Consider the following 26252-nt stretch of genomic DNA (forward strand, 5'->3'; position numbering starts at 1 on the left):
GCTCGTCCACCGTGAGGCCACCGCACGTGCCGAGGTCGGAGAGCACGACGCGCACGGCGTACAGCCCGCCGGACAGCGGCCGCAGGTTGGGGTTGGGGGTGACCGTCGGGTCGCCGTAGTAGCGGTCGTAGGCGCTGGCGCCCCGCTGGAAGTCGTGGTCGATCCCCGTGCCGGCCATCTCGTTGAACCGGGCGACGGTGGCGGCGAAGTCGGCCTGCGGCACCCCCATGGCGGTGGCGAGGTCCCCGGGGTTGTCGGCGCGCACGGCGATCCCGGCGTCGTACCAGGCCTTGGGCAGCGGCATCCGCGGGAAGACGCCGCCGGCGAGGACGTAGCTGTTGCGGTAGCGCTGGTCGAAGACGAGCCACATGTCGGTGACCGGGGACCCGTCGGCCTCCCTGCGCAGGATCTCCTGGCCGAAGGACATGTAGTCGGTCGCCTCGTTGATGAAGCGGCTGCCGGTCTGGTCGACGATCATCGAGCCGGGCAGCGACCGCTCGGCGAGCAGGACGGAGGGCTCGCCGTCACCCACCGGCGCGACGGCGGGGAACCACCAGGCCTCCGCCATGTGGTCGACGCCCGCGCCGAGGGCCCGGCCGGCGGCGATGGCGTCACCCTCGTTGCCCTCGGAGCCCAGGCTCCAGTGGCCCAGGCGCGGGGACTGGTACTCGTGGCGCATGGCCATGTCGTGGTCGAAGCCGCCGGCCGCGAGGACGACGCCGCGGCGCGCGGTGACGGTGACCCGGGTGCCGTCCTGCTCGACGACGGCGCCGGTGACCCGGCCGCCGTCGGTGAGGAGCTCGACGAGGGAGGTACGCGTCCACACCGGGACGCCGGCGCCGATGAGCCCGGCGAACATCCCGGCCGCGAGCGCCTGCCCGCCGGCCGTGTACTCACGGCCGATGAGCTTGCCGCCGAGGCCCTGGGCGACACGCTTGACGATGCGGGGCAGGGACCGCAGCGGGGTGCGGGTCATGAGGTTCATCCACTTGTAGTCCGCCCCCGTCACCGGCATCGGGACGGGCGCCTCGACGACGCCGGGCCGCAGCCGGCCGCGCTCGTCCCCGAGCACCGAGGCGTCGAAGGGGTGGCACTCGCAGGACCGGCCGAGGGCCGAGCCGCCGGGCTTCTCCGGGTGGTAGTCGGAGTAGCCGCGGGCCCAGAAGAACTCCATCGGGGTGGTGCGGGCGAGCATCGCGACGGCGTCGGGACCGTGGTCGAGGAAGGCCTGCCAGCGCGTGCGGGAGGAGGTGTCACCGACGACGGCGGCGACGTAGTCGCGGTCCATCTCCGGGGTGGCGGGTGAGCCCTCGGAGCGCAGCGTGTCGTTGCCGGGGATCCAGAAGGCGCCGCCCGAGCGCGCCGTCGACCCGCCGACGTACTCGGTCTTCTCCACGACGAGCACCGACATGTCCTGGTCCCGGGCCGAGAGTGCGGCGGCCATGCCCGTTCCCGAGCCGACGACGAGGACGTCGACGGTGGTGTCCTGGACTCGCGGTCCTGCTGGCGTGCTGCTCACGGGTGCTCCTCGTTGAATCGGGCCGTGGGGGCCTGCCCCAACGGCTGCTGACCTCGTGCTCCGCACTGTACTAGTCGATCGGCAAGGGAAACTGGTACCACAATGGGGCCGGGAGGTGGCACCGTGCCGAGAGGGGACTCGTCCGCGGACCGGATCCGGTCCTGCGCGCTGGAGCTGTTCGCGCGCCACGGGGTGGCCGGGACGTCGCTGCGGATGATCGCCGAGGAGCTCGGCGTCACCAAGGCGGCGGTGTACTACCACTTCCGCAGCAAGGAGGAGATCGTCCAGGCCGTGCTCCACCCGGCCGTCCGCACCTTCGACGAGCTGCTCGCCGCCGTCGGCGTCCTCCCCGTGGAGCGGCGCGCCGCGGCGCTCGTCGACGGGCTCGCCCGCCAGGCGGTCACCCACCGCCAGCTCTACGCCGTCGTCCTCAAGGATGTCGCCGCTGCCGCGCTGTCCGCCGGGCGGCCCGACCACGCCCGCACGTTCCAGCGCCTGCGCGACACCCTGGCCGGGCCGGACGCCGACGGCCCCGCGCTCGTGCGGGTGAGCATCTTCCTCAGCGGGCTCGTCGGCCCCGCCATCGAGGCGGACCTGGCCGACCTCGACGACGCCGAGCTCGAGCGGGCGATCGCCGAGGCCGGGTACCGGCTGCTCGGGCTCACGCAGGCCGGCTAGTCAGTCGGAGGCTGCGGGGCTGCTCAGCCGAGCCTGGATGTCCCGGATGGTCGGGGCGAGCGCACTCGACGTGAGGAGGCCCTGCCCGAGCGGCCCGGACGGGTCCTGCCCGAGCAGCGGCAGGCGCGACAGCGCGGCGCGGGCCTCAGCCGTCATGTGGTCCAGCTGCCAGCGGATCTCGTCGCGACGGGCCTGCTCCGGGTCGCTCGCCACGAGAGCCGCGGCCCTCGCCGCATAGGCCGCCGCTCCCAGGGCGTGGGCGCCCATGTGCGCGACGCCCGAGGCCTGCCCGGCGGACCGCGCGGCAGCCACCGCGGCGGGACTCCTCGCCGCCCCGGCCGCGCGCCCTGCGACGAACCGGCGTCGGATCTCACCCGCCGCGTCCAGCTCGCCACGGCCGAAGGCTCGAGCACGCTCGACGGCGTCGCGCACGCGGCCGTCCTGCGGGGCGTCGGCCTCGAACAGCGGCAGGACACGCTCCGCGCAGTCGGCCGCCCACAGCGCCACCCGGCGCCGCTCGGCCTCGCTGAGCGTCTGCGCGGATGCCATGGGCACACTCTCCCAGCGGCCCGCGCACGGTGTCCGGGAAACGCGAGAGGCCGCCGTCCCGGTGTCCGGATCGGCGGCCTCTGCTGGTGGAGCTAGGGGGATTCGAACCCCCGACCTTCTCATTGCGAACGAGACGCGCTACCAACTGCGCCATAGCCCCTTGAGCATCGCCAACTTTAGCACCGCCGTCGGCGGGGAGTGAACCGGCACCGGCGTTGACGTGGGTCACAGTGGGCCGGGCGCTGCCGCCGACGCTACGTTGTTGCGCACCCCCGCCCCCGACGACGAGGAACCCGATGACCTACCACGTGGACTCCGAGGTCGGCCGTCTCCACCAGGTGATCCTCCACCGGCCGGGCCCGGAGATGCTGCGCCTCACCCCGCAGAACCGCGACGAGCTCCTCTTCGACGAGGTGCTCTGGGTCGAGCGCGCGCAGGAGGAGCACGACGCCTTCGCCGCGGCGCTGCGGGACCAGGGCGTCGAGGTCCGCTACCTCACCGGGCTCCTGCGCGAGACGCTCGAGGTGCCGGCCGCGCGGCGGCTCGTCGTCGAGAGCACCTTCGACGCCGGGCTCCTCGGTGCGGCGGGTGTCGAGCCGGTGCTCGAGCTCGTCGAGACCCTCGACGCCGGGGAGCTCACCACGCTGCTCGTCGGCGGCCTCACCAAGCGGGAGCTGCTCGAACGCATCCCCGAGCCCCGCTCGATCGCGCTCCACGTCCTGCGCCCGGACGACTTCGTGCTCCCCCCGCTGCCCAACCACCTCTACGCGCGCGACGCCTCCGCGTGGGTGTACGACGGCGTCGGCGTGAGCAACATGCGCAAGCGCTCCCGGATGCGCGAGTCCCTCCACTACCAGGCGGTCTACCGCTTCCACCCGGCCTTCGCCGGGGTGAGCTTCCACCTGTGGAGCGGCGCCGGTGGCCGCGGCTCGACGAGCGTCGAGGGCGGTGACGTCCTCGTCCTGGGGCGGGGCGCGGTGCTCGTGGGGATGAGCGAGCGGACCACCCCGCAGGGGGTCGAACGGGTGGCCCAGCGGCTCTTCGAGACCGGCTCGGCCACGCAGGTCGTCGCGCTCGCCCTGCCCCAGCAGCGCTCCTTCATGCACCTGGACACCGTGATGACGATGGTCGACGACCACACGATCATCGAGTACGCCGGGCTCGGCCCGCTGCCCTCCTACCGGATCACGCCCGGCGACGCCGACGGCGAGCTCGTCGTCACCGACCACCCGCCGCAGGAGATGCACGCCTCGATCGCCCAGGCGCTGGGCGTCGAGGCGCTGCGCGTCCTCACGCCCGCGCAGGACTCCCTGAGCGCCGAGCGCGAGCAGTGGGACGACGCGTGCAACGTCCTCGCCCTCGCCCCGGGCGTCGTCGTCGGCTACGAGCGCAACACGACGACGAACGCCTACCTGCGCTCCCACGGCGTCGAGGTGATCACCGTGCCCGGCGGCGAGCTCGGCCGCGGCCGCGGCGGGCCGCGGTGCATGAGCTGCCCGACCGTCCGCGACGGCATCTGAGCGCGACCGCGTCTGAACACGAGCGCGGGTGAGACCGCCGACCGCGGGCGCGGTGTCACCCGCGGTCGGCGGTCTTGCGCGCGGTCGGCGGGATCGCGCGCGGTCGTACCCGGCTGAGTGAGGGCGGTGGCCTGTCAGGCGCTGGCGGCGCGACGGCGGGCGAGGACCGAGTCGAGGTCCAGACCGCGCGCGGGGCCGACGAGCGGCGCCGGGGCCTCCTGCGGCTGCGGGTCGGCCACCGGGGCGTACGGGGAGCCCGCGAGGCCCGACTCGAGGACCGGCTCGGTCACGGTCCGAGCGACCACCGGCTCGGGTGCCTCGTAGGGCGCGATGTCGCGGCGGGGGGCGGCGGCCTTGAGCGTGTAGGACGGCGCAGGCACCGGCACCGGCGTCCACGGGGCACCGGTGGTGGCGGGTGCCGTCACGGTCGGCGCGACCTCCTCGACGGCCGGTGCGACCGCCTCCTGCGCGGGCGCCTCGACGGCGGGCTCCTCGCGCGGCGCGGTGACGGCCGGACGGGTGACGACCCGGCGCGGCTCGGCCCGCAGCTCGAGGCGAGCCATCGCCGCACGGTCGGCGGCGTTGCGGCGGGCGGCGACCTTGGCAGCCCGCCGGCCCAGGACCAGGACGACGACGAGCAGCACCGTGGGCACGACACCGAGCGCGAGCGACATGCCCGACACCCCGACGGCGCTCCAGCCGGCGGCGCCGGCGGCGGCCAGGAGCAGGGTGAGGACGAGTCGGCGCCGGGCGGCAGCCTTGCGGCGGCTGATCTCGGCGGCACGGGCCGCACGGGCGGCGGCCAGGCGGCGCGCCTCGGCGGCGGCCCGCTCGCTCGGGGTGGTCGGCCTGTTCACGGCGGGTGCCTCCGTCCGTCGTCGTGGGTCGTGCAGGTAGGGGCGGTTCTCGCGGGTGCCGTGGTGCTCCCCGGGGGACGGGCGGCGCGCCGTCGCCCCCGTGCCGACCACCCGCAGGGTGGTGGAGAAGCGGTCCTCGACCCGCGCCTCGGCCAGCTGCTGCCGGCTGTTGACCAGGGTCGGGACCAGGTACCCGAACAGGACGACGGCGAGCGCGAGGATCACCCAACCCTGTACGTCCACGAGCATGAAACTATCCGTGGGCCGGACCACTTCCGGGGACGTCCCCGGCGTGTCTCCCCCGGCTGCGCCGCCAGCGCTCGAGCAGCCCTTCGGGCACCTCCTCGGCGAGGAGGGCGAAGGTGCGGTGGTCGCGCCAGTCACCGGCGATGTGCAGGTAGCGGCGGCGCACCCCCTCGTCACGGAAGCCCAGCTTCTCCACGACCCGCAGGCTCGCCGTGTTCTCCGGCCGGATGTTGATCTCCAGCCGGTGCAGGCCCAGCCGGGTGAAGCAGTCGTCCGCCGCCATCGCGACGGCCGTCGGGACGATCCCGCGGCCCGCGAGGTCCCGGCTCACCCAGTAGCCGATCGAGGCGCTGCGGGCCGCGCCCATGACGATCGAGGAGACCGACAGCTGGCCGACCAGCTCGCCCTCGACCTCGATGACGAACGGCAGCCCTTCCCCGCGCCGGGTCTGCCGCCGGCACTGGGCGACGTAGGCGGCGAACCCCACGGGCGGGCCGGGGACCGGGCTCGTGGCCTCCCACGGCGCCAGCCAGGCGGCGTTGGCGGCGCGTACCTGGTGCCACGCCGCGCGGTCGCGGTAGCGCAGCGGCCGCAGGCGCACGCCGTCCTCCTCGAGCACGACCATCAGGCGTCGAGCACCAGGCATGACAGCGCGGTTCCCTCACGGACCTCGGTGAGGTCCTCCGGGACGACGGCGAGCGCGTTCGACCGGGCGAGCGCGGAGAGGAGCAGCGTCCCGGGCGCCCCGGCGGGGGTCGCCCGGTAGCCCTCCTGCGGCGAGCCGGCGAGGGTGACGCGGACGAACTCGCGCCGCCCGGCCGGGGAGTACCAGCCCGTGGTGACGGTCGCCCGGACCGTGGGGCGGTAGAGGTCGGCGTAGCCGGCCATCGCGCGCACCGCCGGGCGGACGAACACCTCGAAGGCGACCTGCGCGGCCACCGGGTCGCCGGGCAGCGCGAGGATCGGCGTCCCGTCCCCGACGTGCCCCACGCCGAGCTGGCGCCCGGGCCACATCGCGACGTTGTCGAAGCGCACCGTGCCGAGCGGGCCGAGGACCTCCTTGACGGTGTCGTTCGACCCGTGGCTCAGCCCGCCCGTCGTGACGACGAGGTCGGCGCGGACGAGCTGGTCCTCGAGCGTCTCTCGCAGCGGGCCGCGCTGGTCCGGGACGGCCGCCACCCGGTAGGTCGCGACGCCGACGTCCTGCAGCGCCGCGGCCAGCGCGTGGCCGTTGGCGTCGTACACCTGGCCGGGCCGGGCGGTCGCGCCGGGCTCGACCAGCTCGTCCCCGACGGACACGACGACGACGCGCGGCCGCGGGTGGACGGTGACCCGGCCCCGCCCGACGGCGGCGAGGAGCGCGACCTGACGGGCGCCCACCCGCTCCCCCGCGCGCAGCACGACCTCCCCGTCGCGCACGTCCTGGGCGCGCGGGCGGACGTTCTCGCCCTGCGCGGCGGCCGTGCGGATCTCGACCTTCGCGGTACCGCGGTCGGTCTGCTCGACCGGGACGACGGCGTCGGCCTCCAGCGGCAGCGGTGCACCGGAGGCGATGCGCACGCAGCTGCCGGCCGGGAGGCGGGTCGGGTCGACGCTCCCGGCGCGGATCTCGTCGAGGACGCGCAGCGCGACCGGGGCGGCGGGCCCGGCGGTCGCGACGTCGGCGGCACGCACCGCGTACCCGTCGAGGGCGGCGACGTCCGCGAGCGGCAGGTCCCGCGTGGCGAGCACGTCCTCGGCGAGCACGCAGCCGACGGCGTCGGCGAGGACCACCTCGAGCGGGGGTTGGGGGCCCACCGCCGCCAGGCAGGCGGCGAGGTGCTCCTGGACGCTCCTCACCGGGCGGGCAGGGACGCGGCCGGGTCCGAGCTGAGCTCGACGTGGCGGCCGGCGACGAACTGCTCGAGCCAGGCGGAGAACTCCGGGCCGAGGTCCTCACGGTCGACGGCGAGCTGGACGACCGCCTTGAGGTAGTCGAGCTTGTCGCCGGTGTCGTACCGCAGACCGCGGAAGACGACGCCGTGCACGCCGCCGCCCTCCTCGCGGGGCATCCGGGCCAGCGTCTGCAGCGCGTCGGTCAGCTGGATCTCCCCGCCCCGGCCCGGCTCGGTCCGCTCCAGGACGTCGAAGACGGCCGGGGAGAGCACGTAGCGGCCGATGACGGCGAGGTTCGACGGCGCCTCGTCGGCCGAGGGCTTCTCCACCAGCTCGGTGACGGAGACGACGTCGCCGTCGGGGATCCCGGCGAGGGACACCGGCTCGACGGCGGCGGCGCCGTAGAGGCTGATCTGGGAGGGCTCGACCTCGAGGAGCGCGACCACGGAGCCGCCGAGCCGCTGCTGGACCTCGATCATCGTCGGCAGGATGGGGTTGCGGGCGTCGATGAGGTCGTCACCGAGGAGGACGGCGAAGGGCTCGTCGCCCACGTGCTCACGACCGCACAGCACCGCGTGGCCCAGGCCCTTGGGCGCCCCCTGGCGCACGGCGTGGATGTCGGCGAGGTCGGTGGGGCGCTGCACCTCGGCGAGCCGGTCGGCCTCGCCCTTGGCCTCGAGCGCGGCCTCGAGCTCGGCGTTGCGGTCGAAGTGGTCCTCGATCGCCGACTTGCCGCGGCCGGTCACGAGGAGGACGTCGCGGATGCCCGCCGCCGAGACCTCCTCGACGACGTACTGGATGGCCGGCCGGTCGACGACCGGCAGCATCTCCTTGGCGACCGCCTTGGTGGCGGGGACGAACCGGGTACCGAGTCCGGCCACGGGCACGACTGCCTTACGGACCGGGATGACGTGTGGCTGCTCCATGGCCGCAGGCTACCGACCCGCGCGGCGCCGCGCCCCGGAGAGCTCCCCGGTTGCCCGGTCCGTGCCGCGCGAGGCGTGGGAGACTGGTCGGCATGTCGACGGCGATCCGCTTTCCCAGCACCTCCGGTCTGGAGATGGAGGACGCGAAGCAGGCGATACGTGAGGCGGTCCGGGCCCACCGGGGGGCTCGGTCCGCCCGGCAGCGTGAGCAGGACGCGCACGCCTTCGCCGAGCACGGAGTCCAGGCCGTCGGGGACGCCCGGTGCGTCGCCGCCTACGTCTCGACGTACGTCGAGCCGGTGACCAGCGCCCTGCTCGACGCCCTGCACGAGCGCGGGACCCGCGTGCTGCTCCCCGTGCTCGGCCCCGGCCTGGCGCGCTGCTGGGGTGAGTACACGGGCGCGGACGACCTCGCCCACCACGCCCCGGGCCGCCCGCTCGAGCCCACCGGGGAGGTCCTGGAGCCGGAGTCCCTGGCCCAGGCCGACGTCGTCATCGCGCCCGCGCTCGCCGTGGACCGGTACGGGATCCGGCTCGGCCAGGGCGGCGGCTGGTACGACCGCGCGCTGCAGCACCGCCGTCCCGGCGTCCCGGTCTTCGCGATGGTCCACGAGGCCGAGCTCGTCGACGACGGGCCGCTGCCGCGCGCCGACCACGACCTCCCGGTCGACGCCGTCATCACCGAGGAGCGGTGGTTCCTCCTGGACGGCTCCCCGTTCGCCGTCAAGGACGCGGCCCCGAGCTCCTGACGGTCCGGCCCGCTCAGCCCGGCGCGCGCAGCGTGCGGGTGACGGTCGTCGCCTCGTCGACCGCAGCCCGGGTGAAGGGCCAGGGGAAGGTCTCCCCTGCCGCCCACGCGGCCATCTGGTCGTCGTAGAACTCCGAGGCCGGGTGGCCGGAGACCCCGGTGAAGTTCACCCACACCGACTGGTCGAGGTCCCCGAGCTCGACGGCCATGCGCATCGAGGGGATCGAGGTGACGCCGTAGTCGCGGCGGCCGTCGACGTCGGCCGAGGCGTCCCACCCGGTGGCGTTGACGATGCTCGAGCCGCCGCCGACGCCGACGGCGGACGGGTTGGCGAACCAGCGGACGGGCGCGGGCACGTCGGCCCCGAGGACGGCGTGGCGGGGGGCGACGACGTGCAGCCGTGACCACTGCCAGTCGCCCGGGTCCTTGCCCAGGGTCTGGGTCAGCTCGTTGCGGGCCGCGGTGAGCGCCTGGAGGAGGATCTCGTCGCGGCTCTCGACGAGGTTGACCGTGCGGCGGTCGTCCCACCACGGGCTGGTCGGGTCGTCGAGGAGCTGGTCGACCACGGTGAGCCACCGGCTGCCTCCCTCGGGCGCGAGCGCCTCGGGGAGGTCGTCGGCGAAGGTGAGGTCCAGGAGGTTGGCCCACACCGCCGCGAAGTAGGCCGCGGCGGCGGAGTCGTCGCCCTGCTGGTAGTCCGCCTGCTCCCAGTCCGCGAGCAGGCTCACCGCCTCGCCGACGAAGGGGTCCTCCACGGGGACCTCGAGCAGCGCGGGGACGAGCAGGGCGGCGTAGGGGCTCGCCTCGTCGTTCATCGCCGCGTTGGCCCACTCGGCGTCGATCGGCGTGCCCTCGGCGATCGCGCCGGTGATGAGCTCGCGCAGCCGCTGGGAGCGGTAGCCGTAGTCCCAGTCCTCGGTGAGGAAGGGGCCCACGCCGGCGGGCTGGACGGCCTGGTTGGCCGCGACGATGAAGCCCTCCTCGGGGTTGAGCGCGCGCGGCATGTCCTCGGCCGGCACGTACCCGGCCCAGTCGTAGCGACCGTCCCAGCCGGGGCGGGGCCAGGTGCCGTCGGAGGGGACCGGTCCGTCCTCGACGTGCTGGCGGACCGGGATGCGGCCCGGCGCCTGGTAGCCGATGTCCCCGCTCGTCGTCGCGAAGACGATGTTCTGCGCGGGCACGTCGAACAGGGCGGCGGCCGCGGCGATCTGCTCGGCGTTCGTCGCGCGGTTGAGCGCGAAGATCGCGTCGGCCGAGCGGCCGGGGGTCAGCGCCGTCCACGACAGCGCGACGGCGTACCCGCCGAAGCCCGGGGAGGGCGAGCCGTCCGGCACGGGGGCGTTGTTCGCGGCCGCCGTGTCGGGCAGGATCCCCGAGACGATCGGCCCGTGGGCGGTCGCGGCGACGCTGAGCGAGAGGTCGCTGCCGCCGTTGACGCGGATGGTCTCGGTGCGCCGGGTGAGCGGCACCCGCTCCCCACCGCGCAGGTAGGTGCCGTCGTCGTAGACGCGCTCGAGGAAGAAGTCCATGACGTCGGGGCCGAGGTTGGTCAGCCCCCACGCGAGCTCGGCGTTGTGGCCGATGATGACGCCTGGCATGCCGGCGAAGTCGAAGCCTGCGACGTCGAAGGTGCACAGCGTCGTGACCTCGCGGCAGTGCAGCCCGACCTGGTGCCAGATGCCGGGGGCACTGACGGCGAGGTGCGGGTCGTTGGCGAGCACCGGGCTGCCCGAGGCGGTGTGCGCGCCGGAGACCGCGAAGGAGTTCGAGCCGATGCCGTCCCCCTCGCCGAGCAGACGGGGCGTGGCCTGGAGGGCGGCGTAGGCGGCGTCGACCGCCTCGACGGCGCCGGCGGGGACCTCCTCCCACGAGGCGTCCTCGACGGTCGGGGTCGCCACGGCGTCCGCCGGCGGCAGGATCGGCAGGTTCTGCTCCCCGGGGTAGGCGGGGTAGAGTTCCTCGACCCGGGCGACGTCGCCGCCGAGGGCGCGCACGGCGGTGGCGCGGCCGAGCTCCTGGTCGTAGTTCCCGCCGAGGTCCCACGCCATGGCCTTGAGCCAGGCGAGGGAGTCCACCGGCGTCCACGGCTCGATCTCGCGCAGCTCGGTCACCAGGCCGAGCACGGTGTACTCCACGCCGAGCTGGCTCGCCTCGCGGGTGTCGAGGTAGGCGTTGACGCCCTCGGCGTAGGCGTCGTACAGGGCCCTGGTCTCGTCGCTGAGGAGGTCCCACTCCTGCTCGGCGACGCGGCGCCAGCCGAGGGTGCGGATGACCTGGTCCGCCGCGAGCGCGGCGTCGTTCTCCCCGACGAGCTCGGAGACGCGCCCGGCGGTCACGTGGCGGCGGTAGTCCATCTCGAAGAAGCGGTCCTGGGCGTGGACGTAGCCCTGGGCGCGCATGAGGTCGGCGTCGGTGTCCGCGTAGATGTGCGGGACGCCGCGCTCGTCGCGTAGCACCTCGACGTCGGTGGACAGGATCCGCAGGGTCGAGTCGCCCGAGTACTCGGGCAGGGGGCGACGCGTGAGCACCGTTGCGAGCGCCACCCCTGCGACGAGGACGACGACGAGCACGGCGGCGACGACGATCGCCAGACGTTGGATGAGGTTGGAGCCACGCACGAGTCCGAGGGTAACCGCATCGGCCGACGCCCGAGAGGCCTGCGGTGCTCCCCGGTGTGGCGGCGCGCCGGCGCGCCCGCGCCCGGGCGGGACCTGTCCCCAACGGGCACCGGCGGGTCCCGCGTCCACAGTCGAGGGGCCCGGCGGGGCGGCGGTCACGCGCGGTCCCTACCGTCGCCGCCATGGCTCCCGTCCCCCCGTCCCGGCGGCGCACCGCCCGCCTGCGCCGCCTGCTGTGGCGCTGGCGCCACGCCCTGCTCGTCGCGGCCCTCGCCACCGGCGCCTGGACGGTGGTCGGGGAGCTGCGTCCCGCTCCCCCACCCACCCTCGAGGTGCTCGTCCTCACCCGCGACGTGGCGGCGGGCACCGCGCTCACCGAGGGCGACGTGCGGACCGCCGCGCTCCCGCGCGACCTCGTGTCGCCGGGGATGCTGCGTGCCCCGCCGCAGGTCGCCGGGGAGCGGGTGGCCGTCGCCCTGCCCGCGGGGTTCCCGCTCGCCGCGCAGGTGCTCGTCGGTCCGGGGCTCGCCGACGGCGTCGCCGCGGGCGAGGTCGTCGTGCCGGTGCGGGTCGCCGACGCCGCGGCGGCGCGCACCCTGCGCCCGGGCGACCGGGTGGACCTGCTCGCCGCGACCGCCGACGCGACGTCGAGCGAGGGAGCGGCCCGGGTCGTCGCGGCGGGGGCGCTCGTCCTCGCGCGGGACGACGGGGCCGCCGGCGGGCTGCTCGGCGGGCAGGAGGACTCGCCGCTGCTGTTCGTCGCGCTGCCCCGCGCGGCGGCCCCCGCGGTCGTCGGCGCGAGCGCCTGGGCGCCGCTGCGCGTCGTCCTGCCGGGCTGACGGACGACCTGCCTCGCCCGTGGTGGGCGATGCGGGGACCGATCCGCCCGAATGACCGTTCGGCCGCTGCGACCCCGCCCAGGCCCGCGCTACGCTGCCGAGGCCCGGGGTGCCACGGCCCCAATCCGAGAGGAAGCGCGGACCATGCTCAAGGGTTTCAAAGAGTTCATCATGCGCGGCAACGTCGTCGACCTCGCCGTCGCGGTCGTCATCGGTGGCGCCTTCGCAGCGATCGTCAACACGGTCGTCTCCGCGATCATCACCCCGGTGCTCAATGCCACGGGTGGCGCGGAGACCTCCGGCCTCGGCTTCTTCATCCTCTCCGACCGCCCCGACACCTACGTCGACCTGTCGGAGATCATCAACGCCGTCATCGTCTTCCTCATCACGGCGGCGGTCGTCTACCTCATCTTCGTCGTGCCGATGAACAAGTACCAGGAGCGGCGCAAGCGCGGCCAGGAGCCCGAGCCCGAGGCCCCGGACGAGAACATCATCCTGCTCCAGGAGATCCGCGACCTGCTCAAGACGCAGGGCACCACCCGGCCCTGACCGCTACTGCCAGTGCGGCGGCTTGTCGCGCAGGAAGCGGGCGTCGTCCGAGCCCTCGGGCCGGTCCCCCCACGCCTCGTCGGTGTCCTCACGCGCCCGCGTGGGCAGCACCGGCGTGGACGGCGGCTCGGGAGCCGCGGCGGGTGCCTGCGGGCGGCGCACCTGCCTGGGCTGCACGGCCGGCCCGCCGACAGGCGTGAGGTCCCCCTCCTCGCTCGCCCCGAGGCGGGTGGGCGGGGCGACGACCCGCCGGTGCCGTCCGCGGGTCATCGCCGGGCGGCGACGGTGCGCAGCACCGTGTCGACCTCGACGCCCCGCCGGGTGAGCCCGAGCTCCTCGCGCAGGGCGGCCATCATCGCCTCGTCATCACGGGGCACGCCGTCGGAGTCGATCCACGCGGCGAGGTCGTCGAGCTCGTCGTCGGAGTAGGCGCCGATCGGCAGCCCGGGCGTGACCTCCGGGCGGGTCCCCCGCTCACGCGGGAGGTCCTCGGCACCGGACTCGGACTCGGGCTCGGACTCGGACCCGACGGCGGCGTACCCGTCGTCGGCGTCGTCGTCCTCGAGGTCGGTCGGGGGCGCGACCCGGGCGCCGACGGGCTCGGTGGCCCGCCGCCGGGCATCGACGACGTCGAGGACGGTCGCGAGGATCGTCTCGGCCTCCCCCTGCGGGTCGGCGAAGACGGCGGTGGAGAACGCCATGTGCACGCGCCAGCCGCGCGAGACGAGGCGCTGGACCCAGTGCCGCTCGCGGCGGCGCAGGTTCGGCTCGGCGATGTAGGCGGGATCGTCGGTGAGCACGGCGAGGAGCAGCTCACCGGGCAGCTCGGGGTGGCCGATCGCCAGCGGGATGCGGACCCCGCCCTCGACGCCGTACTGCGGGACCACGGTCAGCCCGAGGCGCCACAGCCGCTCGGCGAGGTCGAGGAGCAGCGGGTCGGGGGCGACGTCCTGCGCCGCGGTCGCGCCGCCGTGGGGCTGCGCGACCCAGTCGATGAGGTCGGCGAGCAGGAGCGGGCCGGACTGGTGGAGCCGGTCCCGGTCGATGTCCCCCGGGCCGAGGCACGAGACGAGGACGAGGTTCTCCCGGACGGCGTCGAGCGCGTCGATGAGGCAGGCCTTGCCGTCCGGCTCGCTCACGGCGCCGAAGCTGTGCAGGACCCGCCCGTGCGGGGTCTTCGCGTAGCCGATGGTGAGCACGACGGTGTCGCGCCGCAGACCTCCCGCGCCGTCGGCGTCGACGACGACGAACGGCTCGTCCTTGTCGGCCGCGAAGAACTCGGCGACCGCGGCGCTGCCGGCGACGGCCGAGATCACGGCCTCACGCACCCGGTCGGCGTGGCGTGCGTTGAGCGCGACGACGGCGAGGGACCGGTCGGGGGTGGTGAGCGCGTGCTCGATGACGAGGTCGACGACGCGCTCGACCTCCGCCTGGACGCTCTCGACGGCGTCGGCACCCGGCGCCGGCATGCCGAAGCCCTCGACCCGCTCGAAGCGGACCCGGCCGGCCGCGGGCGGCGCGGGGACCGGGGCGATGACGTCCTCGTAGCCGTGCCCGGCGAGGAAGCCGGCGATCGACTCCTCACGGTCGGCGCGGTCGGTGGGCAGGGTGAGTGCGGGAAGCAGCGGGGCGAGCTCCCCGACCAGCCCGTCCCCGCCGCGACGGGAGTCCCCCACGAGCACGACCTGGCGGCCACGGGTGATCGCGCCGACGGCCTGCTCGGTCGGCAGGTGGTGGACGCCGTCGAGGACGACGAGGTCGACGCAGCGCGCCGGCGGCAGCAGCTGCGGCACGAGGACCGGCGGCACGACCCAGCCGGGCCGGATCGCACCGATGAGCTCGGGGTGGCGGGCGTTGAGTCGGCGCAGGTCGGCGGCCCGCCCGGCGGCGAGCTCGGCCTCGAGCTGCGCGGCCTCCTCACGCCGGTCGCGCACGAGGCCCTGGAGGCGACGCACGACCGCGCGACGGACCGGGGTCGTCAGGGTGTCGACGTGCTCGGCGTCCAGGCGGCGGAAGCGCTCGGCGAGCGCGACGAGCGCCGGCCCGTCGTACCCGGCGAGCGCCGGGTCGGTGCGCAGGATCTCCTCCAGGACGGAGGTCCACCAGGCGAGGTCGAGCTCGGCGCCGGCCAGCCCGGCCGCCACCCGGCGCTCGGTGAGGTCGGTGACGAGCTCGGTGAGTCCCAGACGCTCGAGGTCGGCGAGGACCGCGGTGCGCTCGGGCATGAGGCGGACCGCCTCGCTGTCACCGGCGAGCGCGTCGATGAACCGGGCGAGGTCCTCGAGCGGGAGGTCGAGGAGGTCGGGCTTGCCGGCACCCGTCCCGACGACGCCCTGGAGGGCGAGCACGTCGGCCTCGACGGCGCGGGCGTGCTCGGTCATCGCGGACAGCCCCTCGGGCAGCGCGGGCCACCCGCCCCCGGGACAGTGCCGGCGCCAGACCTCGCGCTGCTCCTGGACGTGGACGAGCTCGGCGTGCAGGTCGGGGACCGGGCGCCCGGGCCGCAGGAGGTCCTTGGCCTGCTTGCGCATCCGGCGCCGCACCCGGCGCGGCATGCTCACGCCGTGCTGCTTGCGCCACGCCCGGCTCGCGGTCGCCACGACCATGTCGGCCGCGGAGCGCTCGAAGACCTGCGGGACGAAGACGTCGAGGGCCGAGCGGACGCCGTCGAGCATCTCGAGCTGCTCGAGCCAGCCGCGCAGGGTGGCGGCCTGCACCACGCCCGTCTCGTGGGTGGTGCGCCCGACCTCGGCGAGCAGCCGGGGCATCTCGAGGCCGGAGAGCCGCTGGGTGCGCTCGAGCGCGGCGCGCGCCTCCTCGGCGCTGGTGAGCCGCGCCCCGAACCACGGGGTGTCGTGCGGGCGCAGGTCGAAGGCGCCGAGGCTCGCGGCCCGCACGAGCCGCTCGCGGGCGTGCGCCCGCTGCTCCCCGACCAGGTCTCGGACGGTCGCGGAGGGGAGGCGGACCTCGGTACGCGGGGCGGGCCGGGCGGCGGTGAGCGCGGCGAGGGCCTGGAGCGCGGCATGGGCCGAGCAGCCCCACGGCTCACGCACGGTGTGCAGGGCACTGACGTAGCCGGCGAGCCGCTCGCGGACGGTGACGAGCTCGGCCCGCACGGCGCGGACCGTCTCGACCTGCCCCTTCGGGTCGGTGGCCCGCAGGCCCGTGCGCAGCTCCTCCGGGGCGCTGGTCCGCCAGCCGGAGTCGGTGGACAGGTCCAGGACGAGGTCGCGCAGCCCGAGCCGCTCGAGCTCGCCGAGGAGCGCGCGGCCCACGCGCCGGGAGCCGGGCACGTAGAGCACCCGGCGTCCGGAGGCGACGGCGTCGGCGAGGACGGCGGCGAGGGTCGCGGGCACGTCGGCGCCGGGGGGCGCGTCGATGAACAGGTCGGTCCCGGCGGCGACGGCGTCGACGACCCGCTGCTGGTCGGGGTCGAGGTCCCCGACACCGCGCTCGGCCTGCGGCGGACGGTCGGGCCCGACCCGGTCGGGCAGCGGACGGTCGAGGGCGGCGCGGGCGCCCTCGTCGCCGGCGAGGGCGGCGACGACGTCGTGCTGGACGAGGTCGTCGTGCATCGCCTCGAGGTCGTCGACGAGCACCTGCCCGGGGTGGACGAAGGGCCCGATGAGGACGCGCTCCTCGAGGGTGAAGTCGGGCAGGTGCTCCTCCCCGAGGAGGCCCAGACGGGCGAGCGCGGCCCGCGGGGAGAAGCCGTCCTCGGTGAGCGTGCCGGCGGTGACGGCCTGGACGTCGACGCTCACGCCACGCGCCCGCAACGCCCGCACGAGCACGGAGTTGACGTCCACCGCCTGCTCGAGCTCGAGGTCGAGGTCGGCCACCTGCCCGCCGCGCGGGGTCAGCCGCACCGGCCGCAGGAGCACGGGGGCACGCACGGTCCGGGGGGAGTCGGAGGCGGGCCGGTCAGCAGCCGCGTCCTCGGCGGCGTCGGCGGCGTCGGCGTCCTCGGGGACGCCGGCGGGCGGCGGGAGCTCGCTCCAGGTCGCGATCCCGGCCGCGAGGTAGGTGGGCGCGACGCCGTAGCGCTGGGCGAGCTCGTCGGTGCGCGCGACGACGGTGCGGGCCGAGCGGCGCGCGGCGACGAGCGCCCCGCCCTCGCGCACGAGGTTGGACAGCCGGGTCGTGCGCCCGGAGTAGAGCTGGGCGATGCCGGAGGGGTGGGCCGCGGTGAGGTCGATGACCGCCGCTCCGAGCAGGCTGACGTCGGACAGCGCGCTCGCGCCGCTCAGCCCGACGAGACGGTCGCGCCACTCCTGGGCCGCGTCGTCGACGGCGCGGGCGCGGGTGGTGCGTGCGTCACCGCCCTCGGCCGGGTCGGCGTCGTCGCGCCGGGCGAGGCCGGCGAGTCCTGGTGCCCCGGGGCGGCGTGACGCCGCAGGGGGGCGGGCGGAGATCGCTGAAGGGGCCATTCACCCACGCTAACCAGGGCGACGCGCGGGACCGGGGCGACCCGCCGCGCGGTTGCCGAGTTATCGGCTCAGGGTATGGGATAGGGCGTGACGCACACGGGGGGCAGGCGTCACGCCCTACAAGAAGAAATATTGGCCCAACTTTCGTCGGAGCGCAAGCGCCTCGACCCTGTACGTCCGCATGATTGTGTGTGACCTTCGTCACGTGGCGACAAATCGGGCGCAGACTGCCCTGCCGCCGCCTCAGCGCAGCGCCCGGTAGCGGTGGTGGACCACCTTGGAGCCGAACGTCCGGACCTCGGCGAGCTCGAGGCGCACGAAGCGCTCGTGCTGCGGGAAGTACGGCGTCCCCCCGCCGAGGAGGACGGGGTAGACCACGGCGCGGTACTCGTCGATGAGGTCCTCGGCGGACGCGGCGAGCGCGGCCCCGCCGATGGCGATGTCCCCCTCCCCCGGCTCGGCGCGCAGGCGGGCGACCTCCTCGGCGACCGTCCCCGTGGCCAGCCGGGTGTTGCTGCCCTCCACGACGGTGAGGGTGCGGGAGAAGACGACCTTCGGCAGCGCCTTCCACAGCCGGGCCCACTCGCGCTCCGCGTCGTCGAGCTCCTGGTCCTCCTCGGCGGTCTCCCAGTAGAGCATCACCTCGTAGAGCCGCCGGCCCAGGAGGTGGACCCCGACCTGCCGGATCTCCTCCAGGTGGAAGGCGAAGATCTCCGCGTCGGGCGCCGCCCAGTCGAAGCGGCCGTCCGGCCCGACGACGTAGCCGTCCGCGGACATTCCCATCGAGTACGTCACGGTGCGCATGCGTTCCTCCTCGGTGCGGGTGCTGGTGCAGACCCGGGAGGAGCGCCGGACTCAGCGGCCCGCCGGCCGGACGTCGTCGACGGCGACCACGCACGGCACGACGCATCCCCTCCTGGAGGGTACGTCCGCGCCTGGTGCCCTCGGGCAGATTCGAACTGCCGACACCCGCTTTAGGAGAGCGGTGCTCTATCCCCTGAGCTACGAGGGCGGGGCACGGGCTAGCCTACCCGCGCCCGGGCGCGGGTACGTCATGCGGGCGCCACCCCGGGCTGCGGACGCCCGCGCCCACTACAGTCCCGGCCATGGCCTCGCGCGTGCTCGACGTCCCGCCCGACCGCGCGTTCCGGCTCGTCGCCACGCTCGGCCGGCACGACCGGTGGATCCCGCTCACCCACGTCGCGGCGCCCCCGGGCCCGGCCCGGACCGGCGACGTCGTCCTCGCGCGCACCGCGGGGGTGTTCGTCGACCGGATGCAGGTCGCGCGCGCCGACCCGCCCCACGAGCTCGTCCTGCGCAAGCTCGGGCCCGTGCTCCTGGGGACCTCGACGATCACCGTGTCCCCCGCCGCGGGCGGCCGGTCACGCGTGACGTGGACCTACGACGCCCACCTGCGCGGCCCCGTGCCCGCCCCCGGCGTGCTCAACCCCGTGCTCGAGGCGATGGCGGCCGTGGCGATGTGGCGGATGGCCCGCTGGGTGCGGCGCACCCGGCCGGCCGGCTGACCCGCCTCAGGCCGCCGGCCGGCGCACGGCGCGCACCGCAGCGAGCGCCTGGTCGAGGTCGGCGCGCAGGTCGGCGACCTCCTCCAGCCCCACCGACAGCCGCACGGTCGCGTCGCTGATCCCCACCCGGGCACGCCCGTCGGGACCGAGCCGCCGGTGCGTCGTCGTCGCCGGGTGGGTGACCAGCGACTTCGCGTCGCCGAGGTTGTTGGAGATGAGCACGAGGCGCAGGGCGTCGAGGAACGCGAACGCCTCGGCCCGGCCCGCCGGACGGCCGTCGACGACGAGGTCGAACGTCACCACCGTGCCGCCGCCGCTCATCTGGGCCCGGGCGAGCGCCGCCTGCGGGTGGGAGTCGAGGAAGGGGTAGTGGACGCGACCGATGCCGGGCCGGGTCTCCAGCCACCGGGCGAGATCGAGGGCCGCGGCGCTCTGCGCGCGCACCCGCAGCGGCAGCGTCTCCAGGCCCTTGAGCAGCACCCACGCGTTGAACGGGCTGAGCGTGGGCCCGGTGTTGCGCAGCACGAGCCGCAGCGGCCCGTGGACGAACTCGCGGCTGCCGAGCACCGCGCCCCCCATCGTCCGACCCTGCCCGTCGATGTGCTTGGTCGCCGAGTAGACGACGACGTCGGCGCCCTGGGGCAGCACCCGCTGGAGCACCGGGGTGGCCAGGACGTTGTCGACGACGACCGTCGCTCCCGCGGCGTGGGCGAGCGCGCTCACCGCGGCGACGTCGACGACGTCCTGCATCGGGTTGGACGGTGTCTCGAAGAAGACGACGTCGGCCGGGGTGGCCAGGGCCCGCCGCCAGTCGGCGAGGTCGTGGGCGTCGACGTAGTCGGTGACCACGCCCCAGCGGGCGAGGAGGTCCTCGAAGACCGTCACGGTCGAGCCGAACAGGGCGCGGCCGGCGACGATGCGCGAGCCGCTGCGCACGAGGGCGGCGAGGGTGGAGAAGACCGCGGACATGCCCGAGGCGGTCGCCAGGCACGCCTCGGCCCCCTCCAGTGCGCGCAGCCGCTCCTCGAACGTCGAGACCGTCGGGTTCTCGTAGCGCGCGTAGGTGAACCGGTCGAGGGTGCCGTCGAAGGCCGCCTCGGCGTCCGCGGCGCCGTCGTAGACGAAGCCCTGGGTGAGGAACAGCGCCTCCGAGGTCTCCTGGAAGCCGGTGCGCGCGTGCCCGGCGTGGACGGCGCGCGTCGCCGGTCCCCAGGCCGGGTCGGGGTCCGGGTAGCCGCCGGGGCCGGGACAGGCGGGGCGGGCGGGGTCGGTGGCCATGGCTCCTCCATCGTTCCTGGCGGGAGCACCCGTGGACCGGGTTGCTGCAGCGTCGTCGAGCCAGGTCTCTCGGCTGCTCTGGATGGGTCGACCCGATGCTAGCCAGAGGCCCGGGGCGGGCCCGGGCGGCCACCTGGCCGGTCCCACCAGGTGGACCGATAAGGGCGACAGCCCGGCCTCCGTGGGACGGGGTGGCGCGCGGCATGGGCAGTTCTCCCCATGGTCAGGGCCGCACCCCCGAGGCGAGGATGACCGCGGGGGCACCGGCGCCCCGTGCGGCCCGGTGAGAAAGGTGGTCGCCATGTCTGCACAGACCGTCCAGCGCGCTCGGCGCCAGGCGCACAGCAAGGTTGCGCGCTTCCGGCTCGACGTCGCGGAGTGGACCGTGCTGCGCTCCGCGCTGCTCTCCCACGCCCCCGGCGCCGGCACGCCGGCCGGGTTCGAGCCCGAGTCCTTCGGCCTGGACCCCGACACCCCGCTCACCGACGAGCAGCGGGCGCGCGCCTGGGCAGGCCTCCAGCTGCGCGGCCTGGCCAGCCACGTCCCGGCGGAGGACACCGTCACCGCCCTCACCCCGCCGTGCGTCCTCGGCATGCTCCAGCTCCTGGAGTCCGAGGTGCGGGTCGACGTCGCCTCCTGGGCCGGTGACGTCGTCGTCAACCAGGCCGTCGCGTGGAGCGCCGGCCGCACGGCAGCCCTGTCCCGCCGCCGCCGGCAGGCGGGGGTCACCGACGGTGAGGCGGTGCTCGAGCAGGAGCCCGTCGTCGAGGTCTCGCTCTCCGCGGCCGGTGGCCTGCTCAACGAGGTCGTGCGGGCGCTGCCCGGCCCGACCGCCTCCTTCGGCCCCGAGCACCGCTCGCCCGTGCGCGTGGGCTGGCCCCAGTCGGCCGCGATCGCCCGGGCGATGCGTTCCGGGCGTCAGGACGTCGCCGCCCACCTCGCGGGCCTGCCGACCTCTGCCCTGTCGGTCCTCGGCTCGCTGGCCGGCGACGTCACCGGCGGCGCCTCGGTGAGCGCGGTCCGGCTGCGCGGCGCCGAGGCGCTCGCCTTCCGCGGGGTGTGGCTGTGGACCGAGGCCGACGTCGTCGAGCTCGTCGACGCCAGCTCCCACGCGGTGACCCTGCGCCGCTCGGACCTCGGCCAGGTCCGCCAGGAGCTGCTCTCCGCCCTCACCGGTCTGCTCCACGCCGAGGAGGTCCTGTGACGGAGTCCCTCACGGTCGGTGGGGGCGCGACCGGGGTCCTCGCGCGCGTCGCCGACATGCGGGCCACCGCCGACGTCCTGGACACCAAGGGCGACGTCGCCCGCAGCCTCGCCACGCAGGTCGCCGAGGTCGCGGTGCACGACGCCGTGCTCGGGTCCCAGGTCCTCTCACCTGTCACCGGAGCGCGGGTCCTCGGGGAGGTCGCCCAGGCCCAGCTCCCGCCCGAGGGGCTCATCTGGGTCGCGCTGGAGTACGAGGCCGCTGCCGTCTTCCTGCGCGGCGCCGCGACCGCCTACGAGGAGACCGACGCCGCCCTCGCCCGGCTCGCCGAGCTGCGCGACACCGCCACCGGGGTCGTGCTCGTCAACGCCGGGCTGCTCGGCGCCGGCGGGATCGCCCTCACCTCCCTCCTTCTCGACGTGCTGCCCGACCCGATGGCCGACGCCCTCACGCCCGACGCCTTCGCGGCCTGGATCGACGAGGTGGGCGAGGACCCGGCGGGCGCCGTCCTCGCGGAGCTGTACGACCACCCGTGGGCCACGGACTCGATCATCTCCGGGCTGCCGTGGGTGCTGGGCACCCAGGTCCCGCTCGTCCTCGGTGCGCTGACGCCGTGGACGTTCACGTCCGTCCCGCTCACCTACGAGCAGGTGGTCGCCGCGGTCATCGCCGGCGGCGGCCTGCTGGGGCTGCTGGCCGACGGCACGCCCGTCGTCACCCCCGAGCCGCACGACCCCCGCTACCCCACGCCCGAGTCCTGGCAGGCGGCGCTGGACGCGACGGCCGCCGACAGCCTCTCGGCCCTCTTCGACAACATCTCCGGCCTGGGCGACGGCGCGACCTCCGAGGTGCGCGTCACCGCCGTGCCCGACGGCGCGGGCGGCCACACGTGGATCGTGGAGATCCCCGGCACCCAGGACTGGGCCGCGGAGTCCGGGTCCAACCCCTCGAACCTCGCGACGAACCTCCACCTCATGGCCGGCTCGCACGCCACGGCGATGGAGCAGGGCGTCCTCGAGGCGCTCGCCCAGGCCCGCGCCGAGCTCGCGGCGAGCACGGGTGTCCCGCTCTCCGAGCTCGCCGCCCAGCCGGTCACCCTCGCGGGACACAGCCAGGGCGGGATCGTCGCGGCCTCGCTCGCGGCCGACCCGGGCAACGGCCTCAACGTCACGACCGTCGTCACCGGCGGGTCCCCCGTGGCGAACATGGCCGTGCCCGACTCCGTCACCGTCATCAGCCTCGAGCACGCCCAGGACCCGGTCCACCACCTCGACGGCAACCCCAACCCGGCAGGCCCGAACTGGACGACCGTCGTGCGCGACGTCGACGGGCACAGCCACGTGACGGCGGGCGACCCGTTCTCCGCCCACCACGGCTCGCTCTACGCCGAGACCGGCGCGCTGGTCGACGAGCAGGCCGCCCACGACCCCGCCCTGCAGCTCGCGCTCGGCCCGCTGCAGGAGCAGTTCTCCCACGTGCGCGGCGGCGAGGCGCACGTGTTCCAGTTCGACATAGCGCAGGAGCACCGGTGAGGCGGGTGGCGGGCTGCGCCGTCGTCGCCCTCGTCCTGCTCGCGACCGCGTGCGGCGGCGGGGGCGGCGGGGCTGCGCCGTCGTCGTCCCCCACGCCCGACCTCGACGCCGAGACCGCGCGGATGAGCTCGGAGCTCACCGGCATCGAGGGCGTGACGAGCGCCGACGTCCGGCTGCGTGCCGACGCGAGCTCGGGCCGGCAGGTCACGGTGGACGCCGCCACCGACGCCACGACGCCCGGTGAGCAGCGGGCGGTGCTCGAGGCGGTGACCGAGGCCGGGTGGCACACGACCGCGTTCGTGCCCACGGAGGTGCGGGCCACGCTCGTCGGGCCCGACGGCACGACCCTCGACGTCCGCGACCTCGGCTTCCCGCGCCGCGGCGCCGACGCCGCCGGGCTCTACGCGATGTTCGGCGCCCCGGCCGCCGACGAGGACTGGCAGCCGTGACCTGGGAGGGACGCCGTGGGACTCGGTGAGGCACCGGAGGAGCTGCGCGCGCTCGCGGCCCGGATGGACGACGTCGTGGCCCAGGTGCGTGACCTCGGAGCCGACCTCGTGGGACTGCGCGAGCAGATCGGCTGGCAGTCCCTCGCCGCCGAGGAGTACCGCGAGTCGCTGCTCGAGCGCGCCGAGGTCACCGGCCGCAGCGCCGAGCGGGTCGAGGACGTCGCGGCCGCGCTGCGCGCGCACGCCGACGGCGTGGAGGACACGCTCGCCGCGATCGAGTCGGCGCGCACCTTCCTGCTCTCGGCGTTCGACGACGCGCGGTCGGTGCTCTCGGACCTGTGGAACGGCGTCATCGACGCGGTGACGCCCGGGGTGGAGCGGGCCCAGGAGGTGGTCGACCTCGTCACCGGCGCCCCGAGCGCCGACATCGACCTCGAGTGGATCGACCGCGCCCGCCGCGCCGGCTGGCCCGCCTGACCGGCTCCCACTCCCCCGCGATCTATCCCTCCCCCTCCTCTCCCCCCTCCCCCCGCGAGAGCCGACTTCCGCACGAGAGCCGACTTCCGCACGAGAGCCGAGTTCCGCGCGACAGCCGACTTCCGCACGACAGCCGACTTCCGCACGAGAGCCGACTTCCGCACGAGAGCCGACTTCCGTGCCCGAACACACGTCCGCCGGGAGCCGACGCGCAGAGTGCTCGGCTCCCGGCGGACGGGACGATCGGTCAGACGGCCTGGGGCACCGCCACAGGAGCGCTGGGGACCTCTGCGGCATCCACGGCCGCCCGCAGCTCGAGCGTGCAGCACTTCGCACCGCCACCGCCCTTGAGCAGCTCGGAGGTGTCGATCCCGATGGGCTCGAACCCGCGCTCGGCCAGCGCCGCGGCGAGGTGCGTCGCGCGCGGGTTGTGGATGACGTGGCGCCCGTCGCTCACGCCGTTGAGTCCGAGCACGACGGCGTCGTCCTCGGTCGCGATGACGGCGTCGGGGAAGAGGCGCTCGAGGACCCGCCGGCTCCCGTCGCTGAACGCGGCCGGGTAGTAGGCGATCTCGGTGTCGGAGAGCACCATGAGCGCGGTGTCGAGGTGGTAGAACCGCGGGTCGACGAGGGTGAGGGAGATGACCGGCTTGCCGATGACCTCCTGCAGCTCCTTGTGCGCGGCCGCCGAGGTGCGGAAGCCGGTGCCCGCGAGCACGAGGTCACCGACGGTGAGGATGTCGCCCTCGCCCTCGTTCGTCTCCGCGGCCGTGTGGACGCGGTACCCACGCTCGGCGAACCACTCCGCGTACGCCGGCCCCTCGGCCATGCGCTCCGGGTAGGTGAACTTCGCGGTGTAGACGACGCCGTCGCTCACGAGCGCGCCGTTCGCGGCGTAGACCATGTCGGGCAGGCCCTCGAGCGGGTCGATGAGCTCGATCCGGTGACCCAGCCGCACGTACGTGTCGTACAGCTCCTGCCACTGGGCGACCGCCTTCGCGGTGTCGGTCGGCACCGAGGGGTGCATCCAGGGGTTGATCTCGTAGCTGACGGTGAAGTACGTCGGACGGCACATGAGGAAGTGCCGGGGGGTGGCTTGGCGGGGTGGCCGCACGTCAGACCCTTTCGTCGCTCTTGGGGTGCCCGCCAGGGTAGGCACCGGGGCACCCACCCGCGCAATGCAGCGCCCGTGGAGTGCGACGAACTCCACTGTGGCGTGGAACTCCGCTGTCGCGCGAAAGTCGGCTCTCGGACGGAACTCCGCTGTCGCGCGGAACTCCGCTGTCGGGCGGAAGTCGGCTGTCGCGGGCGGGCGGGGCGGGCGGGCGGGGCGTCAGCGGCGGCAGCGGGGGTCAGCGGCGGCGCCAGGGGACGTCGGTGGGGCTGCGGTTCTCCTCGTGGACGGAGCGGGCGGGCACCACCATGACGGGGCACACCGCGTGGTGCAGCACCGCCTGGCTGGTCGAGCCCATGAGCAGGCCCGCGAACCCGCCGCGCCCGCGCGAGCCGACGACGACGAGGTCGACGGCGGTGGAGAACTCGGCGAGCAGCGCGGCGCCGTTGCCGTCCAGCGCGTGCTGGCTCACCCGCACGTCGCGACCGGCGACGGCCTGCTCGACGGCGACGCCGAGGCCGACCTTGACGTCGGCGAGGACGTCGTCACGGTCGACGGCGGCCGGCAGCCAGGCGAGCGAGCCCGCCCCGCCGCCGATCGGCACCGCGGCGACGGCGGTGAGGTGCGCCCCCCACAGGGCCGCCTCGTCCACGGCACGACGCAGCGCGATCGTCGCGGACTCCGAGCCGTCCACCCCGACGACCATCCGGCGCAACGGCGTGAAGGGCGGGCGACCCTCCTCGACGCGCGGGACGACGACCGTGGGGCAGTGCGCGTGCGCGGGCAGGGAGGAGGAGACGGTACCGAGCAGGCGGTCGGCGAAGCCACCACCGCCGCGGGTGCCGACGACGGCGAGCCTCACCTGGCGCGACAGGTCGACGAGCACGCCCGTCGGGTCTCCCAGCTCGAGGGCGGAGCTCACCTCGAGACCACCGCCGCTCACGCGGGCGACGGCGTCGTCGAGGACTGCCTGCGCCCCGGCCTGGATGGCGGAGTCGTCGACGGCGGCGAACCCGCCGTCGAGCGAGGCGACGGTGAACGCCGGCACCGCGTAGGCGCACACGACGTGCAGCCGCCAGCCGAGCCTGCGCGCCTCGGCGGCGGCCCACTCGAGCGCTGCGTTGCTGGTCTCGGAACCGTCGACTCCAACGATGACGACGTCGTCTCGAGGCATCTGGCCGCCCTCCAGGGTCGGGACTGTTGCTGCCCCCATTGTGCTCCGTCCAGGCGCCGGCGGCGGTTCGAACGTCCTACGCCGCGCCGGGCACCCGGACGGGGACGGGACGAGGGAGGGGCCCGGACCTCATGGTCCGGGCCCCTC

General features: G+C 75.3%; 23 protein-coding genes, 2 tRNA genes and 1 riboswitch. Of the genes, 10 read left to right on the forward strand and 15 right to left on the reverse strand.

Going from position 1 to position 26252, the window contains the following annotated elements:
• Positions 1 to 1519 (reverse strand): 3-ketosteroid-delta-1-dehydrogenase (locus FHE66_RS05175; protein WP_139071922.1); only part of this gene is annotated, 1519 nt, incomplete at its 3' end.
• Between the two features lie 123 nt (positions 1520 to 1642).
• Here FHE66_RS05175 and FHE66_RS05180 point away from each other — a divergent pair.
• Positions 1643 to 2197, forward strand: coding sequence for a TetR/AcrR family transcriptional regulator (locus FHE66_RS05180; RefSeq protein WP_176554659.1), 555 nt, complete (start codon positions 1643 to 1645; stop codon positions 2195 to 2197).
• Here FHE66_RS05180 and FHE66_RS05185 read toward each other — a convergent pair whose 3' ends face one another.
• Positions 2198 to 2746 (reverse strand): putative immunity protein, encoded by a 549-nt coding sequence (locus FHE66_RS05185; protein WP_139071924.1) that lies wholly within the window; start codon positions 2744 to 2746, stop codon positions 2198 to 2200. It abuts the gene before it with no gap.
• A gap of 84 nt (positions 2747 to 2830) precedes the next feature.
• A tRNA-Ala gene (locus FHE66_RS05190) sits at positions 2831 to 2906 on the reverse strand.
• A gap of 136 nt (positions 2907 to 3042) precedes the next feature.
• On the opposite strand from FHE66_RS05190, the gene FHE66_RS05195 reads away from it, so the two are divergent.
• The gene (locus FHE66_RS05195; RefSeq protein WP_139071925.1) at positions 3043 to 4266 is read left to right on the forward strand and encodes an arginine deiminase; all 1224 of its coding nucleotides are present in this window, start codon (positions 3043 to 3045) and stop codon (positions 4264 to 4266) included.
• 134 nt (positions 4267 to 4400) lie between these two features.
• Here the strand turns inward: FHE66_RS05195 and FHE66_RS15365 are convergent, their stop codons facing one another.
• Genes FHE66_RS15365 through FHE66_RS05215 form a run of 4 tightly spaced genes read right to left on the reverse strand, consistent with a single transcriptional unit; the run spans position 4401 to position 8170 of the window.
• Complete coding sequence (locus tag FHE66_RS15365; protein WP_176554660.1) at positions 4401 to 5366, reverse strand: hypothetical protein; 966 nt, start codon at positions 5364 to 5366, stop codon at positions 4401 to 4403.
• Positions 5367 to 5376: 10 nt separating this feature from the next.
• Entirely contained in the window at positions 5377 to 5994 is a 618-nt protein-coding gene (locus tag FHE66_RS05205) for a GNAT family N-acetyltransferase (protein ID WP_230976507.1), read from the reverse strand.
• Positions 5994 to 7208: a gephyrin-like molybdotransferase Glp gene (gene glp, locus FHE66_RS05210; protein ID WP_139071927.1), complete on the reverse strand. Its 1215-nt coding sequence runs from the start codon at positions 7206 to 7208 to the stop codon at positions 5994 to 5996. Before glp ends, FHE66_RS05205 begins: the two co-directional genes overlap by 1 nt.
• On the reverse strand, positions 7205 to 8170 hold the full coding sequence (locus FHE66_RS05215; protein ID WP_139071928.1) for a UTP--glucose-1-phosphate uridylyltransferase: 966 nt from the start codon (positions 8168 to 8170) through the stop codon (positions 7205 to 7207). The genes glp and FHE66_RS05215 overlap by 4 nt, the downstream gene beginning before the upstream one ends.
• A 92-nt stretch (positions 8171 to 8262) precedes the next feature.
• Between FHE66_RS05215 and FHE66_RS05220 the strand changes: the two genes are divergently transcribed.
• Complete coding sequence (locus FHE66_RS05220; protein WP_139071929.1) at positions 8263 to 8919, forward strand: 5-formyltetrahydrofolate cyclo-ligase; 657 nt, start codon at positions 8263 to 8265, stop codon at positions 8917 to 8919.
• A gap of 13 nt (positions 8920 to 8932) precedes the next feature.
• On the opposite strand, the gene FHE66_RS05225 is transcribed toward FHE66_RS05220, so the two are convergent.
• Positions 8933 to 11536, reverse strand: a complete 2604-nt coding sequence (locus FHE66_RS05225; protein ID WP_139071930.1) for a penicillin acylase family protein — start codon at positions 11534 to 11536, stop codon at positions 8933 to 8935.
• Between the two features lie 182 nt (positions 11537 to 11718).
• Here FHE66_RS05225 and FHE66_RS05230 point away from each other — a divergent pair, with 182 nt between their 5' ends.
• Complete coding sequence (locus FHE66_RS05230; protein WP_139071931.1) at positions 11719 to 12375, forward strand: RcpC/CpaB family pilus assembly protein; 657 nt, start codon at positions 11719 to 11721, stop codon at positions 12373 to 12375.
• A gap of 144 nt (positions 12376 to 12519) precedes the next feature.
• A complete protein-coding gene (mscL, locus tag FHE66_RS05235; RefSeq protein ID WP_139071932.1) occupies positions 12520 to 12924 on the forward strand; it encodes a large conductance mechanosensitive channel protein MscL in 405 nt (134 codons plus the stop codon).
• Positions 12925 to 12927: 3 nt separating this feature from the next.
• On the opposite strand, the gene FHE66_RS05240 is transcribed toward mscL, so the two are convergent.
• The 4 genes from FHE66_RS05240 to FHE66_RS05255 form a co-directional block, all read right to left on the reverse strand.
• Positions 12928 to 13194 carry a hypothetical protein gene (locus tag FHE66_RS05240; protein WP_139071933.1) on the reverse strand — a complete coding sequence of 89 codons (267 nt, stop codon included), beginning with the start codon at positions 13192 to 13194 and terminating at the stop codon, positions 12928 to 12930.
• Positions 13191 to 17351 carry a DNA helicase gene (locus FHE66_RS05245; protein WP_139071934.1) on the reverse strand — a complete coding sequence of 1387 codons (4161 nt, stop codon included), beginning with the start codon at positions 17349 to 17351 and terminating at the stop codon, positions 13191 to 13193. Before FHE66_RS05245 ends, FHE66_RS05240 begins: the two co-directional genes overlap by 4 nt.
• Positions 17352 to 17594: 243 nt before the next feature.
• Entirely contained in the window at positions 17595 to 18155 is a 561-nt protein-coding gene (locus tag FHE66_RS05250) for a dihydrofolate reductase family protein (protein ID WP_139071935.1), read from the reverse strand.
• 132 nt (positions 18156 to 18287) lie between these two features.
• A tRNA-Arg gene (locus FHE66_RS05255) sits at positions 18288 to 18363 on the reverse strand.
• 94 nt (positions 18364 to 18457) lie between these two features.
• On the opposite strand from FHE66_RS05255, the gene FHE66_RS05260 reads away from it, so the two are divergent.
• Positions 18458 to 18877, forward strand: coding sequence for an SRPBCC family protein (locus FHE66_RS05260; protein ID WP_139071936.1), 420 nt, complete (start codon positions 18458 to 18460; stop codon positions 18875 to 18877).
• Positions 18878 to 18883: 6 nt separating this feature from the next.
• On the opposite strand, the gene FHE66_RS05265 is transcribed toward FHE66_RS05260, so the two are convergent.
• Entirely contained in the window at positions 18884 to 20155 is a 1272-nt protein-coding gene (locus FHE66_RS05265; RefSeq protein WP_139071937.1) for an O-succinylhomoserine sulfhydrylase, read from the reverse strand.
• A gap of 4 nt (positions 20156 to 20159) precedes the next feature.
• Positions 20160 to 20244: riboswitch (SAM riboswitch) on the reverse strand.
• Between the two features lie 212 nt (positions 20245 to 20456).
• On the opposite strand from FHE66_RS05265, the gene FHE66_RS05270 reads away from it, so the two are divergent.
• The 4 genes from FHE66_RS05270 to FHE66_RS05285 are packed head-to-tail and all read left to right on the forward strand — an operon-like array spanning position 20457 to position 23817.
• Positions 20457 to 21359 (forward strand): hypothetical protein, encoded by a 903-nt coding sequence (locus FHE66_RS05270; protein ID WP_139071938.1) that lies wholly within the window; start codon positions 20457 to 20459, stop codon positions 21357 to 21359.
• Positions 21356 to 22891: a hypothetical protein gene (locus FHE66_RS05275; protein ID WP_139071939.1), complete on the forward strand. Its 1536-nt coding sequence runs from the start codon at positions 21356 to 21358 to the stop codon at positions 22889 to 22891. The genes FHE66_RS05270 and FHE66_RS05275 overlap by 4 nt, the downstream gene beginning before the upstream one ends.
• The gene (locus FHE66_RS05280; protein WP_139071940.1) at positions 22888 to 23340 is read left to right on the forward strand and encodes a hypothetical protein; all 453 of its coding nucleotides are present in this window, start codon (positions 22888 to 22890) and stop codon (positions 23338 to 23340) included. Before FHE66_RS05275 ends, FHE66_RS05280 begins: the two co-directional genes overlap by 4 nt.
• A gap of 15 nt (positions 23341 to 23355) precedes the next feature.
• On the forward strand, positions 23356 to 23817 hold the full coding sequence (locus tag FHE66_RS05285; RefSeq protein WP_139071941.1) for a WXG100 family type VII secretion target: 462 nt from the start codon (positions 23356 to 23358) through the stop codon (positions 23815 to 23817).
• A 247-nt stretch (positions 23818 to 24064) separates the two neighbouring features.
• Here the strand turns inward: FHE66_RS05285 and ddaH are convergent, their stop codons facing one another.
• A complete protein-coding gene (gene ddaH / locus FHE66_RS05290; protein WP_369692754.1) occupies positions 24065 to 24931 on the reverse strand; it encodes a dimethylargininase in 867 nt (288 codons plus the stop codon).
• A 238-nt stretch (positions 24932 to 25169) separates the two neighbouring features.
• Positions 25170 to 26105 (reverse strand): universal stress protein, encoded by a 936-nt coding sequence (locus FHE66_RS05295; protein WP_139071943.1) that lies wholly within the window; start codon positions 26103 to 26105, stop codon positions 25170 to 25172.
• Between the last annotated feature and the right edge of the window lie 147 nt (positions 26106 to 26252).

Source organism: Georgenia sp. 311 (assembly GCF_006151955.1).
Lineage (GTDB): Bacteria > Actinomycetota > Actinomycetes > Actinomycetales > Actinomycetaceae > Oceanitalea > Oceanitalea wutianyii.

Excerpts from the sequence above, each read along its gene's own strand:
- FHE66_RS05270 (WP_139071938.1), top strand. The coding sequence starts at position 20,457 with ATGTCTGCACAGACCGTCCAGCGCGCTCGGCGCCAGGCGCACAGCAAG.
- FHE66_RS05205 (WP_230976507.1), bottom strand. The coding sequence starts at position 5,994 with ATGGTCGTGCTCGAGGAGGACGGCGTGCGCCTGCGGCCGCTGCGCTAC.
- FHE66_RS05220 (WP_139071929.1), top strand. The coding sequence starts at position 8,263 with ATGTCGACGGCGATCCGCTTTCCCAGCACCTCCGGTCTGGAGATGGAG.
- FHE66_RS05245 (WP_139071934.1), bottom strand. The coding sequence starts at position 17,351 with ATGGCCCCTTCAGCGATCTCCGCCCGCCCCCCTGCGGCGTCACGCCGC.
- FHE66_RS05260 (WP_139071936.1), top strand. The coding sequence starts at position 18,458 with ATGGCCTCGCGCGTGCTCGACGTCCCGCCCGACCGCGCGTTCCGGCTC.
- FHE66_RS05265 (WP_139071937.1), bottom strand. The coding sequence starts at position 20,155 with ATGGCCACCGACCCCGCCCGCCCCGCCTGTCCCGGCCCCGGCGGCTAC.
- mscL (WP_139071932.1), top strand. The coding sequence starts at position 12,520 with ATGCTCAAGGGTTTCAAAGAGTTCATCATGCGCGGCAACGTCGTCGAC.
- FHE66_RS05230 (WP_139071931.1), top strand. The coding sequence starts at position 11,719 with ATGGCTCCCGTCCCCCCGTCCCGGCGGCGCACCGCCCGCCTGCGCCGC.
- FHE66_RS05185 (WP_139071924.1), bottom strand. The coding sequence starts at position 2,746 with ATGGCATCCGCGCAGACGCTCAGCGAGGCCGAGCGGCGCCGGGTGGCG.
- FHE66_RS05295 (WP_139071943.1), bottom strand. The coding sequence starts at position 26,105 with ATGCCTCGAGACGACGTCGTCATCGTTGGAGTCGACGGTTCCGAGACC.
- FHE66_RS05195 (WP_139071925.1), top strand. The coding sequence starts at position 3,043 with ATGACCTACCACGTGGACTCCGAGGTCGGCCGTCTCCACCAGGTGATC.
- FHE66_RS05215 (WP_139071928.1), bottom strand. The coding sequence starts at position 8,170 with ATGGAGCAGCCACACGTCATCCCGGTCCGTAAGGCAGTCGTGCCCGTG.
- FHE66_RS05240 (WP_139071933.1), bottom strand. The coding sequence starts at position 13,194 with ATGACCCGCGGACGGCACCGGCGGGTCGTCGCCCCGCCCACCCGCCTC.
- FHE66_RS05250 (WP_139071935.1), bottom strand. The coding sequence starts at position 18,155 with ATGCGCACCGTGACGTACTCGATGGGAATGTCCGCGGACGGCTACGTC.